This is a genomic window from Photobacterium satsumensis (genome assembly GCF_050336935.1).
Taxonomy (GTDB): domain Bacteria; phylum Pseudomonadota; class Gammaproteobacteria; order Enterobacterales; family Vibrionaceae; genus Photobacterium; species Photobacterium satsumensis.
Window position 1 is genome coordinate 283,936 of record NZ_JAKJSK010000008.1, and the last position, 15,855, is coordinate 299,790.

The following is a 15,855-nucleotide window of genomic DNA, read 5'->3' on the forward strand; positions in this document are numbered from 1 at the left end:
GGGCCTATCGCCCGTTTTTTGCTTCATCTCGATCTGTTCCTGGCTAAACCAATAGCACCGCCAAGCCACCAAGCATCACCGCCCCAATCACAGGCAAAGCGACATATTTTCGCAAACCCGGCTCGCCGATAAACCACGCCATCCCCATTTTTACCAGGCTATTCACGGCTGCCGCGATAAAAATCCCCATCGATGCCGTTGCTAACATCCGGCCATCGGCACTCTGTCGGCCCAGCGCAAGGGTGATGGCATCGACATCGGTGATCCCTGAAATCGCCGCCAGAACCAAAGTCCCCGTATTGCCAAACCATTCCTGCAACCCATTGGCCAGCAGGATAATCAGCAGCAATATTAATCCAAAACCCAATGCGGAAGTCAGCGCCAGCGGGTTTTGTTTCATCTCGGGGTTGGTCTGGCTATCGACTTTGTTTCGCTGCCAGATCCACCATGCCGGCAGATAGAAGCCAAGCATCATCAACAACATAGGCAGCCATAGCCAATCTATCAGTTGCCGGTTTACAACTGAGCAAACAAAAAGAATACGAGGGAACATGGTGCCGCAACTGAGCAAGATCCCACTGCCTAGCAAGCCATTAAGTTGCGGCTGCTGTTTCGACAAGTGGGAAAACTGTAATGTCAGAGCCGTCGACGAACTGAGCCCGGCAAAGAGGCAAGTCAACAAAATCCCCTTTTGGGTCCCGCCGATCTTCATTGCAAAGTAGCCGACAAAGGAAATACCGGCGATCAACACCACCATCCACCAAATTTCGTAGGGGTTGATAGCTCCCCACGGTCCCATCGGTTCATTGGGCAGTAGCGGCAATAAGACAACAGAGATAAGCAACAAACGAAGGGCGGCATCCAACTCATACTCCTGCAGCCGCTGCAGGGCAGCGTGCAGCTCTTGTTTGTTATCAAGAATAATCGCGGTGATCACCGCAGCAGAGACCGCCAAAGTGGGGTCACCAACAATCGCCAGTGCCCCGAGCAGGAAGGTAATTAACGTCCCCACCAAACCCGTGATACTGAGGTTGGTTTGCCATTTTAGCCGTTGTGAATAGGCCACGGTCAACACGATGGTCAACGCCACAAAGGACAGACCGAGGAATAGCTCTGAAAAATGCTCGGCCAGCAGGCCACAGATACCACCGAGCAGGCCAACGAGCGAATAGGTTCTTATACCGGCAATACGACTGCCAGCCGCTTCGTTGCGCTCGACCCAGCCACGCTGGATACCTATGATGGCACCAAGCAGCAAGGCGATGCCAAGCCGGATATAAGGGGACGTTAGCGCTAAATCCGAGTCCATAGACCACCTAAACTAGATTTCCTTTATCTAGTTTAGGATGAGCAACGACGAGCAACTGTCTGCTCTATCACGAATTTTATATTGATATATAAAAAAACAGGCCCTCATGAGGACCTGTCTTTATAAAATAAGTAGCTGTCAGTTAAGCAAGCGTCTTGTTGATTTCAGCCAGTACCGCAGCAGGATCTGCCGCTTTGGTAATTGGGCGGCCGATAACCAAGTAATCAGAGCCAGCCTGTACCGCTTCAACTGGGGTCATGACACGGCGCTGGTCGCCTGCAGCGCTGCCAGCAGGACGGATACCTGGCGTCACCAGCTTAAATTCGCTTCCCAGCTCAGTCTTCAGCATGGTTGATTCATGGGCAGAGCACACCACACCGTCAAGACCGCTATTCTTGGTCAGGCGGGCAAGGTTCAAAACGTGGTCTTTTGGTTCTGCTGTGATGCCAATACCTTGCAGGTCGGACGCTTCCATACTGGTTAGCACGGTGACACCGATAAGTAGCGGACGGTCTTTGCCAAAAGGCTCAAGAATTTCGCGTGATGCTGTCATCATACGTTCGCCACCGCTGGCATGGACATTCACCATCCATACACCCAGATCAGCAGCCGCAGCCACTGCGCGTGAACAGGTGTTGGGAATATCGTGGAATTTCAAATCCAGAAATACAGAATGGCCCCGATCATGCAGTTTACGCACAAAGTCAGGGCCAAAAAAAGTAAACATCTCTTTACCAACTTTCAATCGGCAACTTCCCGGTTCAATCCGGTCAACAAAGGCTAGCGCCTCGTCTTGGCTTGGGTAGTCGAGAGCGACAATTACTTTTGGATCTAACATGGCATCTCCTGCTTAGTCATAAGGTCAAACTAGCCCAGCTAGCTGAGCGCGCTCAGGATTGTACATCAAAATAGTTTTTTATCGAGCATTAATTGAAAATTAACACCAAACAGCCAAAATGTGCACTCAATACATTTAGCCAATCGTTTATTCAGCTCACTAAAGTTTTTGTTGCCATTTTTCCTGTAAAAATGAGCGGTCAAAATTTTAACTTTCAATATTAGGCCAAATTAGCCTGACTTTAATTACAAAAAAGCCCGCTTGAGTATCAAGCAGGCCTCTTATGATAGTTTTAACATGTAATGAAAGGTCAACAGCCCCTAGACTTATTCGCCATCCAAACCGCGGATAGGCTTTATTGCCCCCCACCCTTTACAAGATGGACATTGCCAGTACAAGGAATGGGTTGCAAAACCACATTGGCGACAGCGATAGTGAGGCTTAATTTTAAGCTGCTCTCCTACCAAGCCACGTAGCGTGGTTAAGCTATCTTTCGCCCTGCCGTCCTCAGCCTCGTCCAAATGATAGTCCATCAGTTGATAGAAGCCCTTCATGGTCGGGTTTTTCTGCAACTGGCGGGTCATGAACGTCTGGGCCATGGTCGGGCCTTCCCGCTTGGCTATCTCGTCAGCCAGCATCAGTTCAGCCGTTGAACCGGCTTTTTGCTCAACACAGTAACGTAGGTACTTAAGCCAACCAGATTCATTGTCCATCGCCTCGTAGCACTGCAACAGAAGTGGCAGCGCTTCGCCAATAAACTCGAGATCCTGGTCAGCAACACGCTCAAGCTGCTTAGCGGCCGCTTTGAACTCTTCTTCGGCTATAAAGATTTTTGCCAGCATGATACTGGCCCTGACACAGCTCTTATCCGCCGACAGCGACTTTTTGATCAGCTGCTTCGCTTTATCAGGATTCTGCGCACTCATTTCAAGCATCGCCATTTCGCACCAGTAGTGGGCAATATCGTGCTTGAGTTTACTCTTACCCATTTTGACCAGGTGGGTAGCAATATTGATTGCCTTTTCCCATTCCCGGGTCTGCTGGTAGATAGTCAGAAGTTGCTGCAAAGCCCCTTTACGATGATCGGGCTCGTCCAGTAGCTGCTCGAAGATTTTTTCGGCGCGGTCAAAGAAACCAGCCGCCATATAATCCTGCGCCAGTTGCTGCAGAGCGAGATTACGTTGATCGATGGTCAGGTTCGGGCGGGCAATTAAATTCTGGTGGATACGAATCGCACGATCAACTTCTCCCCGGCTTCGGAAAAGATTTCCCAAAGCCAGGTGTGTATCGATGGTTTCGCTATCAACCTGGAGCAGCTCAATAAACACGTCTACTGCTTTATCGGACTGATCCGACAACAGCAAGTTCAGACCTGTCACGTACTGGCGTGACATGTGATGAGACTGCTCTTGTTGCTTGTTACTAGCGCTCCTGTTACCCATGTACCAGCCGTAGGCGGCCGCGATAGGCAATAGCAGGAACAACAGTTCTAGCATTAAATGTTATTCCTTAACTGGCTCGGCTCGTAGCTGATCCAATTCTTGTTTCTGCTTTTGTACTTTCTTGCTCAGGCGGTTTTTGGTGAAACGGGTCTTAAGGTATAGCAGGCCACAAATCAGCCAGCCGATCACAAACCCGGAACCGAAGGCGATACCCAGCAAAGTCGAAAGCTGGAATTCTCCCTGGGCTAACAGAAAGTCAAAGTTAACCAACTGCTGATTTTGGGCACCCAGCGCAAGGGTAACCAAAAAACATGCAGCCAGTAAGAGTACAGTCAGTATCTTCATCGTGAATCCTTCTCACTTGAACGAAATGGAGATGATACCTATCTGGTAAAGGCAATGCCCCAAAACAGAAAAACATCTGGTATAAACACAGAAGGGTATGGCCTGATTATGCAAGATTTTGCCTCATCAGACCATGATCAATACGCATAAAAAAACGGCATACTTAACAGCATGCCGTTTTTTTGTTCTAAACGCGGTTAACTAGCAATCGACAAGTTAACACGGTCGCGTAATTCCTTACCTGGCTTGAAGTGAGGAACGTACTTGCCGTCCAGCTCAACTTTGTCACCTGTTTTCGGATTTCGACCTACACGTGGAGCGCGGTAATGCAACGAGAAGCTACCAAAGCCACGGATTTCGATCCGGTCACCCTCGGCAAGTGTCGTAGCCATATGCTCAAGGATTTCCTTAATTGCATCTTCTACCTGTTTGGCAGAAAGATGTGTTTGTTGACTACATAGTCTTTCAATTAATTCAGACTTTGTCATAAACACTCCGTTTTTAGTATGTTTCTCAATAGTATAACCGCTTAGGGGGAAAAGTGATCCCCCCTCGCTCAATTATTCGCCTTTAGCCGCTTTGAAAGCGTCAGCCATTGCGTTACCGAAAGAAGCATCGTCTTGCTTGTTCAGGTTAGCCATAGCTTCTTGCTCTTCAGCAACGTCTTTAGCGCGTACAGATAGGTTGATTACGCGGTTCTTACGGTCAACGCCTGTGAATTTAGCTTCAACAGAATCGCCAACAGAAAGAACTAGAGTTGCGTCTTCAACACGGTCAACAGATGCTTCAGAAGCACGTAGGTAACCTTCAACACCTTCGATTAGCTCAACAGTTGCGCCTTTAGCATCAACTGCAGTAACTGTACCAGTTACTAGTGCGCCTTTCTTGTTAACAGCAACGTAGCCGTTGAACGGGTCTTCTTCGATCTGCTTAACACCTAGAGAGATACGCTCACGCTCAGCGTCAACCGCTAGAACTACAGCAGAGATCTCGTCGCCTTTCTTGAAGTCGCGAACTGCGTCTTCACCAGCAACATTCCAAGAAATGTCAGATAGGTGAACTAGACCGTCGATGCCGCCTTCAAGACCGATGAAGATACCGAAGTCAGTGATAGACTTGATCTTACCAGTTACGCGATCGCCCTTAGCTTGCATTTCTGCGAATGACTGCCATGGGTTAGCTTTACACTGCTTAAGACCTAGGCTGATACGACGACGTTCTTCGTCGATATCAAGAACCATAACTTCAACTTCGTCGCCCACGTTAACAACTTTAGATGGGTGGATGTTCTTGTTAGTCCAATCCATCTCAGAAACGTGTACAAGACCTTCAACGCCTTCTTCGATTTCAACGAAGCAGCCGTAGTCAGTTAGGTTAGTTACGCGGCCAGAAAGCTTAGTGCCTTCTGGGTAACGCTTAGCGATAGCTACCCATGGATCTTCGCCTAGCTGCTTAAGACCTAGTGATACGCGAGTACGCTCACGGTCGAACTTAAGAACTTTAACGTTGATCTCGTCGCCAACATTAACGATTTCAGATGGGTGCTTAACGCGCTTCCAAGCCATGTCAGTGATGTGTAGTAGACCATCAACACCGCCAAGGTCAACGAATGCACCGTAGTCAGTAAGGTTCTTAACGATACCTTTAACTTCCATGCCTTCTTGTAGAGAAGCAAGAAGCTCATCACGTTCAACGCTGTTTTCAGATTCGATAACTGCGCGACGAGAAACAACTACGTTGTTACGCTTCTGGTCTAGCTTGATTACTTTGAACTCTAGCTCTTTGTTTTCTAGGTGAGCAGTGTCACGAACTGGACGCACGTCTACAAGAGAGCCAGGTAGGAACGCACGGATGCCGTTAAGTTCAACTGTGAAGCCGCCTTTAACTTTACCGTTGATGATACCAACAACAGTTTCAGCGTCTTCGTAAGCTTTCTCAAGAACGATCCAAGCTTCGTGGCGCTTAGCTTTCTCACGAGATAGCTTAGTCTCACCGAAGCCGTCTTCTACTGCATCTAGTGCAACGTCAACTTCAGCACCAACTTCGATTTCAAGTTCGCCAGCAGCGTTCTTGAATTCTTCAGCAGGGATAGAAGACTCAGACTTAAGGCCTGCGTCAACTAGTACGTAACCGTTTTCGATAGCTACAACAGTACCTTTAACGATCGCGCCTGGACGTGTTTCTAGTTCGTTTAGAGACTCTTCAAAAAGTAGAGCAAAAGATTCAGTCATTATTTAATCTTCAATGTGATTAACAACCATGGGTATCCTACCGCATGGGGTTGGTAGTAAAGTCAGTTATCATCCGTGACACCGACGCCATCTGCCGAATTATTCGGCTGACAATTTCGTTTCAATATGGGCTAATGCAAGTTCAATGACTTGGTCAATAGACATCTCTGTAGAGTCTAGCACCAAAGCATCAGCCGCGGGACGTAACGGTGCGACCGCACGGTTGCGATCTCGATCGTCACGTTCCTGAATTTCTTTCAAAAGGTGGTCAAAGCTAACATCTAACCCTTTCTGTTGCAACTGCTTCATGCGACGATTCGCACGTTCTTCAGCACTGGCATCAAGAAAGAACTTGACTTCTGCCTGAGGAAACACAACGGTGCCCATATCGCGGCCATCCGCCACCAAACCCGGCGCTTCACTGAAGGCTCGCTGGCGGCGAAGCAACGCTTCACGAACGCGCGGCAGTGCTGCCACCTTAGAGGCTGCCATGCCGGTTTCTTCTTTACGAAGTTCACCCGACACGTCTTCCCCTTCAAGGATCACCTTTACCAACTCGCCTTCAGCCACGAACTGCACATCCAAGTGGGCAGCCAAAGGGACAAGTGCGTCTTCAGACTCAAGGTCAACACCGTGGTGCAGCGCCGCAAGGGCCAGCACGCGATAGATGGCGCCAGAGTCCAATAACTTCCAGCCCAGTTTTTCTGCCAACAGCATGCATAGCGTGCCTTTACCGGCACCGCTTGGTCCATCGACAGTGATCACTGGTGCGTGAGTAGACATAGGTAATCTCCAAACTTGTTTAAATCAAAGCAGTAATACCCATCGCCACGCCATCAAGGACATACCGATACTTATTACCACTCTCAAACGGGGGCATATTATACGAGAAAAAAGTTGTGATACCAATCAGTAATCCGGCTTAAGGCCAAATACTCATCCAGAAAAACAAAAACCCGCTAGCCAGCGGGTTTTCTTTATATATTGACAACTTAGATAATTAGTTGCTCAATATTGCCAACTTATCGAAGTAATCCGGGAAGGTTTTGGAGGTACACTTAGGATCATTGATCGTCACCGGTGTATCACTCAGGGCCACCAGCGAGAAGCACATCGCTATGCGGTGATCGTCATAGGTATCAATCGCGGCATGGGTCAACGTCACAGGCGGTGTAATGGTAATAAAGTCTTCACCTTCAACCACTTCAGCACCCACTTTACGCAATTCCGTCGCCATTGCTGCCAGACGGTCGGTTTCCTTCACACGCCAGTTATAGACATTACGGATTGACGTTGTGCCTTCGGCAAACAAAGCCGCGGTGGCGATAGTCATTGCCGCATCTGGAATATGGTTAAAGTCCAGATCAACCGCTTTCAATTCACCTCGACGGGCAATTACATAGTCATCGCCCCACTCGATTTCAGCCCCCATCGCGGCCAACGCGTCGGCAAACTGAACATCGCCCTGGATACTCTTCTTGCCAATACCAGTCACTTTCACTGCACCGCCCTTGATGGCAGCCGCTGCCAAAAAGTAAGAGGCCGATGAGGCATCGCCTTCCACCAAAAAGTCTCCCGGCGCCTGATAGGTCTGGCCGCCTTTAACGACAAACTCCTGGTAGTCGCGATTTTCCACCTCGACACCGAACTGGGCCATGATGTGCAAGGTAATATCGATATAAGGTTTCGAAACCAACTCACCTTTAATGCGGATCACCGTATCGGCCGAGGCCAACGGTGCCGACATCAAAAAGGCAGTTAGGAACTGGCTGGAGATTGAGCCGTCGATTTCTACTTCGCCACCTTGAAGGCCCGTGCCTTTGATCTTCAGTGGTGGGTAGTTGTCATTTTCCAAATAGGTAATGTCAGCGCCAGCAGTACGCAGGGCATCAACCAAGTGGCCGATTGGGCGTTCTTTCATCCGCGGTTCACCGGTCAGGATATATTCGCCATCCCCCAAACACAGCGCCGCAGCCAATGGGCGCATTGCGGTACCGGCATTCCCCAAAAATAACTCCATTGCCGCGGCAGGCTTGAACGCACCACCTAGGCCCGTGACTTCACAAACGGTCTTATCTTCAGACAGTTGATAGCTCACTCCCAGCTTGGTCAGGGCTGTTAGCATATGACGGATGTCATCACTATCAAGGAGGTTAGTCAGTCGGGTCTTACCGCTTGCTAACGCTGCCAATAGCAAAGCTCGGTTCGAGACGCTTTTGGAACCTGGCAAATTTACGGTGCCATTAATTTTACTGATCGGCTGTAACGTTAAACTTTCCATCTGTTATTTCATTAATCCTGTTTGGTCGCAGTCATTGCAGATTAACCAATAATGCCTCAGTTCGCTAGTACTGAATTCACGCACCTTATTCCGCCTTTCTTGCAACCAACAAAAAAGCGCCCACTGGCGCTTTTGTCATGCTAATTCAGATGAAGCTTAATCATCACAGTCGGATAAATAGGTACCGTCAAAGTCACAATCAAGGTCGACCCAGCGGCCTTCGTATTTACCCAATGAGCTGTCCGACGCCGAGTAGCCCCAGATAGTGCCACCTTTTACCGGCCCTTCGAGTTCGATTTCATCATCAAAGCGATCTTCGCGTTCGATTTCGATCGCTACGTAACGGTCGGAGACAAAGCGGCCTTCAACCTCAACCCAGCTTTTATCAAGATTATCGTGGTTCAGGCCGTCATCAAATTCCGTATTGCGATCAATCTCGATCTCAATACCATTGATGGTGAAAACTCCCGCTTGGTAATTGGCTTCGCCAACGGCCTGAAATTCTTTACCCGATACGATATTGCCATCGTCCTCAAATTCGATTTCAGTCGCAATCAAACGTCCTGAGCGGTACGCCATCTCGACCTCGACCCAGCGGCCGGATGCCAAGTCTTCACGGCGGCCATCATCGAACTCAGTTCTGTCATTCACCTCGATACGCAAACGGCCATTGAGCTCGATTTGGGTCAAACTATTATTGACCCAGGAAATCACACCTTCGACTTCGGTATCGTCGTAATCAACGTCATCTTCAACGTCAACCTCGGTGGCGATCAAAGTATTACCGTGCATATCACCATAGACTTCGACCCACGCCCCATTGGCCAACTCATCCCGATCATCAACATCGGCATTGCTATAATCAACGGTTACTGTGCCAATCTTGAACGTGTTAGCCGTTCTGTCTAGCTGCGAGACCGGGCCTTCCACTTCAACAAAACCAAGATCGGGCACTTTCGTAACCGCAACCACTTCCACCGAGCCGTCAGCCAACGGGAAAGTCGTTACCATTACCCAGTCACCGACACTGATACTGCCCAAACCAGAATATGTCAGCTCGATACCGTTAACCGTGAATTTGCTGCCATTGATCGCAGTGACAACACCGGTTAGTGACGGATCCAGCTTCATGGTTTCAATCGAGCCGCTCTCTGCCTCGATTTGCACTCGCATGCCATTTTCCAATTCAGAAAAAGGCAGCGTCACACCGTTACGGTATACCGCAGGCGCACCTTCGCTACGCAAGGCATAACCGTTAACCGTCACTGTCTTTTCCGCATGGGAAATGTTGGCAACCTGACCGTCAAGACGGCCTGATTTAGTCTCAGTCGCTGAGCTGCCCGAGCCCGAACCGCCTCCACAGCCAACCAACGCCGTTGCGACCAGAGAAGCTAGTGCCATTTTTTTCATAATTTACCTATGATTAATTGTGCATAATTAAGAACTGGCGGTATTTTATAGCTGCGGCTGTGAAGCAAGCGTGAAGAAATGTCTTACGAGGAAAAATATACAAGCTTATGAAAGTGCTGATTGTCGAAGATAACCACCACGTCGCAGAAACGCTGGCTGATTATCTTGAGCTAGAAGGCTATACCATTGACTGCGCTTACCATGGCCTTGGAGCGATCCAGTTGGTCAAGGAAAATCACTACGATGTCATTATCATGGACATTATGATGCCCAAGGTTGATGGGATTTCTGCCGTAAAGAAAATACGCGAAGAAGTGATGTGCGACACCCCTATTCTCTTCTTAACAGCAAAAGATAGCCTCGAAGATAAAATCGCCGCTTTTCAGGCGGGGGGAGACGATTACCTCATAAAACCCTTTGCCATGGAAGAACTATGCCTCCGGTTACAGGCACTTGCTTGTCGAGGGGCACGCAAAGGTATCGGCTTGATCTGCTTTGCCGATATCACAGTCAATCAAGCAACCGGCGAGGTTTTGCGAGCAAACAAACCTATCAAGCTAAGCCGGATCCAACTTAAGATCCTGTCGCTTCTTATGCAAAAAGCGCCAGCCATCGTATCCAGGCAAGAAGTCATAGATACAATTTGGGGAGAAGAGGTCCCCGGAAGCGATGCATTACGCAGCCATGTCTACGGCCTAAGAAATGCCATTGACAAAGGCTTTGCTGAAACACGATTAGAGACTATCCATGGCCAAGGCTACCGCATCAAGAGCTAAGCCCTACCCCAGCATATACCGCAAAATTCGCTGGAGTTTCGGCATCCCGACACTCATCATGTTCACGCTATTCTGGTCAATGATCTATTTAGCCGAGAATGAATTAGAAATCATCAGTCTTCATCACTGGCTGGATACCGAAGCCAGTCGCTACAGCCGCGATTATCAACGATTCGGTGACCAAGCCCAGCCCCCCAATGAAAAAGAGTTCTACAGCTATTGGAGCAAAGAAAACCCGCCATCCTGGCTGGTCAGCTATCAAGAGCCCGGGTTTTATGAGCACCTGTTAGGTAAGGAAGATAAACACTTTATCGTTACCGAGCACCCGTCCGGTGATGGGCTCTTCTATATCGTCTTCCAAGATGATGCCGATGATTATCTCGATGAATACGAGGCCCGCCTGCACTTTATGACATTCAGCTTAGGCGGCTTGGTCTCCCTCGCCGTGCTGGTATACAGTTGGTATTTTGTCAAAAGTGTCTCTCGGCCGCTTGAAACCATCGAGCATAAAATCCGTAATATGCCCCCCGACCAACCGGATTTTTTAGTCGAGACCGATTACAAGGAAACCCGAGAGATTGAACAAGCGTTGCATGAAAGCAAGGTAGATATCGCCCGCTATTTCCAACGCGAGCATGAATTCAGCCGCTTCGCATCACATGAACTTCGTACACCTATCATGGTAATTCAGGGCTCGGCTGAACTGCTGGGTAAAGTGCCTAATCAGCCGCCGCTGGCTGTGAAAGCCATCAACCGCTTACAGCAAGCCAGTGAAGAGATGCGGGAGCTCACCGAAGCCTTCTTGCTGCTTGGTAAAGAGAGTATTGACCAACATCATTTCGGTACCTATCAGCTAGAGCATAACCTCCGCCAGCAACTCGATGCCATGGCCCCCATCTTCGCCAAGCAAGATACCAGCTATGTCTTGGAGACACAGTCACCAAGTACGATTTTCGCTCCGGAAAGCTTTATCAACATTGTCATCAACAACCTGATCAAAAATGCGTTTAGTTACAGCGTGGGCGATATCCAAATCCAGCTTGCCGGGAATACCCTCACTATCATCAACTACCATGATGGCCATGCCACATTCAATGCCGGCTACGGCTGTGGGCTGGTGATTGTTGAACGAATATGTGAGCGTATGGGATGGACGTTTACCCCCAATGACGACAACACCAAATTCACAACGACATTGGTGTTCAGCCACTCTAGAACGGAAAAAAACCGCTGATAGCGGCTTTTTCCGTATTACGAGCAGCAGAGGTTTACCCCTGTAGCTTAAGCATTTTCCTGCTCGAACTGCTTCATAAACTCGACCAGCGCCTGTACGCCTTCTATTGGCATAGCGTTGTAAATCGAAGCACGCATACCGCCAACCGCACGGTGGCCCTTGAGCGCCTTCAGGCCAGCAGCATCCGCCAGCTCCAAGAACAAACCATCCAGCTCTGGGTTCTTGAGCTGGAAAGGGACATTCATCAAAGAGCGGTTGTCAGCGTGAACCTCATTGCGGTAGAAATCTGACTGATCGATATAGTCATACAACACATTGGCTTTGGCTACATTGCGTTGTTCCATCGCTTCCATACCACCAAGCCCCTTAAGCCACTTGAAGACTTCACCGGCAAGGTACCAAGCGAACGTTGGTGGCGTATTGAACATCGACTCTTTATCGACCTGAACGGTGTAGTCAAGGATGCTCGGTAGGATCGACTTAGCCTTGCCTAGCAGATCATCACGAACAATGACAATGGTCAGGCCGGCTGGGCCGATATTTTTCTGGGCACCGGCATAAATCACACCGTACTTCGATACGTCAATCGGGCGAGACAGAATCGTTGAAGACAAATCGGCCACAATCGGCTTGTCCGTTACGGGCAAGTCACGAATTTCCAGTCCATCAATGGTTTCATTCGGGCAGAAATGGACAAAGGCAGCCTCATCAGACAACGGCCACTCTGTCGCTGGTAGAATCGCTTTTTTACCGTCCCGCTCACAGGTGATATCAACCACATTTGGCTGGCAATACTTTGACGCTTCCTGAGCGGCGCTGTGGGCCCAATAACCGCCATCCATATAGTCGGCGCTTTCAGCGTCCCCCAACAAATTCATCGGTACCGCGGCAAACTGGGCACGTGCGCCACCGTGGCAGAACAGTACGTGATAGTTATCAGGAATAGAAAGCAGGTCGCGTAAATCTTGCTCGGACTGTTTGGCCACAGCAATGAACTCTTTGCCGCGGTGGCTGATTTCCATCACCGAGGTACCGAGATCATTCCAATTGACGAGTTCTTGTTGGGCCTTCTTCAATACGTCTGCCGGGATCATCGCTGGGCCGGCGCAAAAATTATAAACGTTGTCCATGGTGTAAGACTTGCTCCTGCTGGAAAAACATAAGGTTGTGGTCATATGCTGTGACCCATGTCTGTTTTTACACCTTTATGACGGTGCTGAAAAGGGGCTAAGGGAAAATAGTATGGCTTTGTCTTGGTGATTACCTTCAGGCATAAAAAAACGCAGCCTAGTGGCTGCGCTTTTATCAGATTAACTAACTGGTTAGTTATTCTTGCTCAGAAGAGTCGTCTGCTGGCGTGTCCGCAGCTGGCGTTTCGCCCTCTGCAGGTGTTTCACCTTCGACCAGTTCCGCATCTTCGATAAGCTCTTTTTCTTCCGGCTCATCGATACGCTGTAGGCCAACAACCAACTCGCCTTCAGTGGTACGGATCAAGGTAACACCCTGGGTATTACGACCGACACGGCTCACTTCAGCCACACGGGTACGAACCAGCGTACCACCGTTGGTGATCATCATGAACTCATCGCCGTCTTCAACCTGAACAGCACCAACTACGCTACCGTTACGGTCAGAAACCTTGATCGACACAACACCTTGGGTCGCGCGGCTCTTGGCTGGGTATTCCTCAAGCTCTGTACGTTTACCGTAACCATTTTCGGTTACTGTTAGCACATCGCCATCGTTGTGAGGAACGATCAAGGAAACAACCTTGTCACTGTCAGCCAGTTTGATACCGCGAACACCGGCAGCAGTACGGCCCATGCCACGCACCTGCTCTTCCGAGAAGCGAACCACTTTACCCGCTTTCGAGAACAGCATGATGTCATCGCTACCTTCGGTGATATCAACACCGATCAGCGAATCACCATCACGTAGGTTCACCGCAATGATACCCGCGCTACGAGGACGGCTGAAGTCAGTCAGCGGCGTCTTCTTCACGGTACCATCGGCAGTCGCCATAAAGACAAACTTGTCTTGTTCGTATTCTTTCACCGGTAGGATAGCGGTAATACGCTCACCTTCTTCCAGCGGAAGGATATTCACAATCGGCTTACCACGGGCAGTACGGCTAGCCAGCGGCAACTGGTACACTTTCAGCCAGTACATGCGGCCACGGCTTGAGAAACACAAGATCGTATCGTGGGTATTAGCCACCAGCAAACGCTCGATGAAGTCTTCATCCTTCATACGCGTTGCAGCCTTGCCTTTACCACCACGACGCTGTGCTTCGTAGTCGCTCAGAACCTGGTACTTCACATAACCTTCGTGAGACAGAGTCACAACAACATCTTCTTGGTTGATCAGATCTTCCAAGTCGATATCGTGGCTAGCAGCTGTGATTTCAGTACGACGTACATCGTTGAACTGCTCTTTCACCGCTTCTAGCTCTTCGCGAATCACTTCCATCAGACGCTCTGAGCTGCCAAGGATGTACAGCAGTTCAGCAATTTCTTCTAGCAGTGTTTTGTATTCGCCAAGGATCTTCTCGTGCTCTAGACCAGTCAGCTTGTGCAGACGAAGATCTAGAATGGCTTGTGCTTGCTGTTCGGTCAGGTAGTACTGACCATCACGGATACCGTATTGCTCTTCCAGCCATTCTGGACGAGCGGCATCGGTACCGGCACGCTCAAGCATTGCTGCAACGTTGCCAAGATCCCAGCCACGCGCAACAAGGCCAGCTTTCGCTTCGGCTGGTGTCGGCGCGTTTTTGATCAGTTCGATGATCTCATCGATATTGGCCAGTGCCAGCGCCAAACCTTCAAGAAGGTGAGCACGTTCACGGGCTTTGCGTAGCTCATAGATAGTACGGCGAGTCACCACTTCACGGCGGTGGTTGACGAAGCACTTCAACATGTCTTTCAGGTTGAATGTCTTCGGCTGGCCGTTGTCCAGTGCCACCATGTTGATACCGAATGTAGTCTGCAGCTGAGTTTGCGCGTACAGGTTGTTTAGAACCACTTCGCCCACAGCATCACGTTTACACTCGATAACAATGCGCATGCCGTCTTTGTCAGACTCGTCACGCAGGGCACTGATACCTTCAATCTTCTTGTCTTTAACCAGTTCGGCGATCTTTTCGATCAGGCGAGCTTTGTTAACCTGGTAAGGGATTTCGGTGACAATAATGGTTTCTTTACCATTCTTCTCGACTTCGATATCCGCTTTCGAGCGCAGGTAAATCTTGCCACGACCTGTCTTATAGGCGTCGACAATACCTTTACGACCACTGATCATCGCTGCAGTCGGGAAATCCGGACCTGGGATATACTCCATCAGCTGATCAATGGTGATGCTCTCATCATTGATATAAGCCAAGCAGCCATCAATGACCTCACCAAGGTTATGAGGCGGAATATTCGTCGCCATACCAACCGCGATACCCGATGAACCGTTAACGAGCAGGTTCGGGACCCTAGTTGGCAGTACCGCAGGGATCTGCTCGGTACCATCATAGTTAGGAACGTAATCTACCGTCTCTTTATCAAGATCCGCCAACAATTCATGGGCGATCTTGGACATACGCACTTCGGTATAACGCATTGCAGCGGCGGAGTCGCCGTCAATCGAACCGAAGTTACCCTGACCATCTACCAGCATGTAGCGAAGAGAGAAAGGTTGCGCCATACGTACGATCGTGTCGTAAACCGCGCTATCACCGTGTGGGTGATATTTACCGATTACGTCACCGACCACACGGGCAGATTTTTTATATGCTTTATTCCAGTCATTGCCCAGCACGTTCATCGCGAATAAAACGCGACGGTGTACCGGCTTAAGGCCATCACGCACATCAGGAAGAGCACGACCCACGATAACTGACATCGCGTAGTCGAGATACGAGCCTTTCAGCTCCTCTTCAATGTTTACGGGCGTGATCTCTTTTGCAAGATCGCTCATGGAGCCAATATCCCTCAGGTAATTTCTGT

At 49.4% G+C, this 15,855-nt stretch carries 13 protein-coding genes; 2 read left to right on the plus strand and 11 right to left on the minus strand.

Features of this window, described 5'->3' with window-relative positions:
* Positions 1–43: 43 nt before the first annotated feature.
* From L4D79_RS17470 to L4D79_RS17510, 9 genes are all read right to left on the minus strand, one after another.
* A complete protein-coding gene (locus L4D79_RS17470; RefSeq protein ID WP_428652847.1) occupies positions 44–1,309 on the minus strand; it encodes an MgtC/SapB family protein in 1,266 nt (421 codons plus the stop codon).
* Positions 1,310–1,451: 142 nt separating this feature from the next.
* Positions 1,452–2,147 (minus strand): orotidine-5'-phosphate decarboxylase, encoded by a 696-nt coding sequence (pyrF, locus tag L4D79_RS17475; protein WP_107299213.1) that lies wholly within the window; start codon positions 2,145–2,147, stop codon positions 1,452–1,454.
* 326 nt (positions 2,148–2,473) lie between these two features.
* Positions 2,474–3,643, minus strand: a complete 1,170-nt coding sequence (gene lapB, locus L4D79_RS17480; protein WP_428652848.1) for a lipopolysaccharide assembly protein LapB — start codon at positions 3,641–3,643, stop codon at positions 2,474–2,476.
* Between the two features lie 6 nt (positions 3,644–3,649).
* The gene (locus tag L4D79_RS17485; RefSeq protein WP_255041352.1) at positions 3,650–3,934 is read right to left on the minus strand and encodes a LapA family protein; all 285 of its coding nucleotides are present in this window, start codon (positions 3,932–3,934) and stop codon (positions 3,650–3,652) included.
* A 197-nt stretch (positions 3,935–4,131) separates the two neighbouring features.
* A complete protein-coding gene (gene ihfB, locus L4D79_RS17490; RefSeq protein WP_107349510.1) occupies positions 4,132–4,422 on the minus strand; it encodes an integration host factor subunit beta in 291 nt (96 codons plus the stop codon).
* 72 nt (positions 4,423–4,494) lie between these two features.
* Positions 4,495–6,165 (minus strand): 30S ribosomal protein S1, encoded by a 1,671-nt coding sequence (rpsA, locus tag L4D79_RS17495; RefSeq protein WP_428652849.1) that lies wholly within the window; start codon positions 6,163–6,165, stop codon positions 4,495–4,497.
* Positions 6,166–6,264: 99 nt separating this feature from the next.
* Complete coding sequence (gene cmk, locus L4D79_RS17500; RefSeq protein ID WP_428652850.1) at positions 6,265–6,948, minus strand: (d)CMP kinase; 684 nt, start codon at positions 6,946–6,948, stop codon at positions 6,265–6,267.
* A 217-nt stretch (positions 6,949–7,165) separates the two neighbouring features.
* Positions 7,166–8,446: a 3-phosphoshikimate 1-carboxyvinyltransferase gene (gene aroA / locus L4D79_RS17505; protein WP_428652851.1), complete on the minus strand. Its 1,281-nt coding sequence runs from the start codon at positions 8,444–8,446 to the stop codon at positions 7,166–7,168.
* 156 nt (positions 8,447–8,602) lie between these two features.
* Positions 8,603–9,856 carry a DUF5666 domain-containing protein gene (locus L4D79_RS17510; RefSeq protein WP_428652852.1) on the minus strand — a complete coding sequence of 418 codons (1,254 nt, stop codon included), beginning with the start codon at positions 9,854–9,856 and terminating at the stop codon, positions 8,603–8,605.
* 107 nt (positions 9,857–9,963) lie between these two features.
* Here L4D79_RS17510 and L4D79_RS17515 point away from each other — a divergent pair, with 107 nt between their 5' ends.
* Positions 9,964–10,632, plus strand: a complete 669-nt coding sequence (locus tag L4D79_RS17515) for a response regulator transcription factor (protein WP_428652853.1) — start codon at positions 9,964–9,966, stop codon at positions 10,630–10,632.
* Complete coding sequence (locus tag L4D79_RS17520) at positions 10,604–11,866, plus strand: sensor histidine kinase (protein WP_428652854.1); 1,263 nt, start codon at positions 10,604–10,606, stop codon at positions 11,864–11,866. Before L4D79_RS17515 ends, L4D79_RS17520 begins: the two co-directional genes overlap by 29 nt.
* 47 nt (positions 11,867–11,913) lie before the next feature.
* On the opposite strand, the gene serC is transcribed toward L4D79_RS17520, so the two are convergent.
* Together serC and gyrA are read right to left on the minus strand one after the other, a co-directional pair.
* On the minus strand, positions 11,914–12,996 hold the full coding sequence (gene serC / locus L4D79_RS17525; protein ID WP_428652855.1) for a 3-phosphoserine/phosphohydroxythreonine transaminase: 1,083 nt from the start codon (positions 12,994–12,996) through the stop codon (positions 11,914–11,916).
* 196 nt (positions 12,997–13,192) lie between these two features.
* Positions 13,193–15,826, minus strand: a complete 2,634-nt coding sequence (gyrA, locus tag L4D79_RS17530) for a DNA topoisomerase (ATP-hydrolyzing) subunit A (protein ID WP_428652856.1) — start codon at positions 15,824–15,826, stop codon at positions 13,193–13,195.
* Between the last annotated feature and the right edge of the window lie 29 nt (positions 15,827–15,855).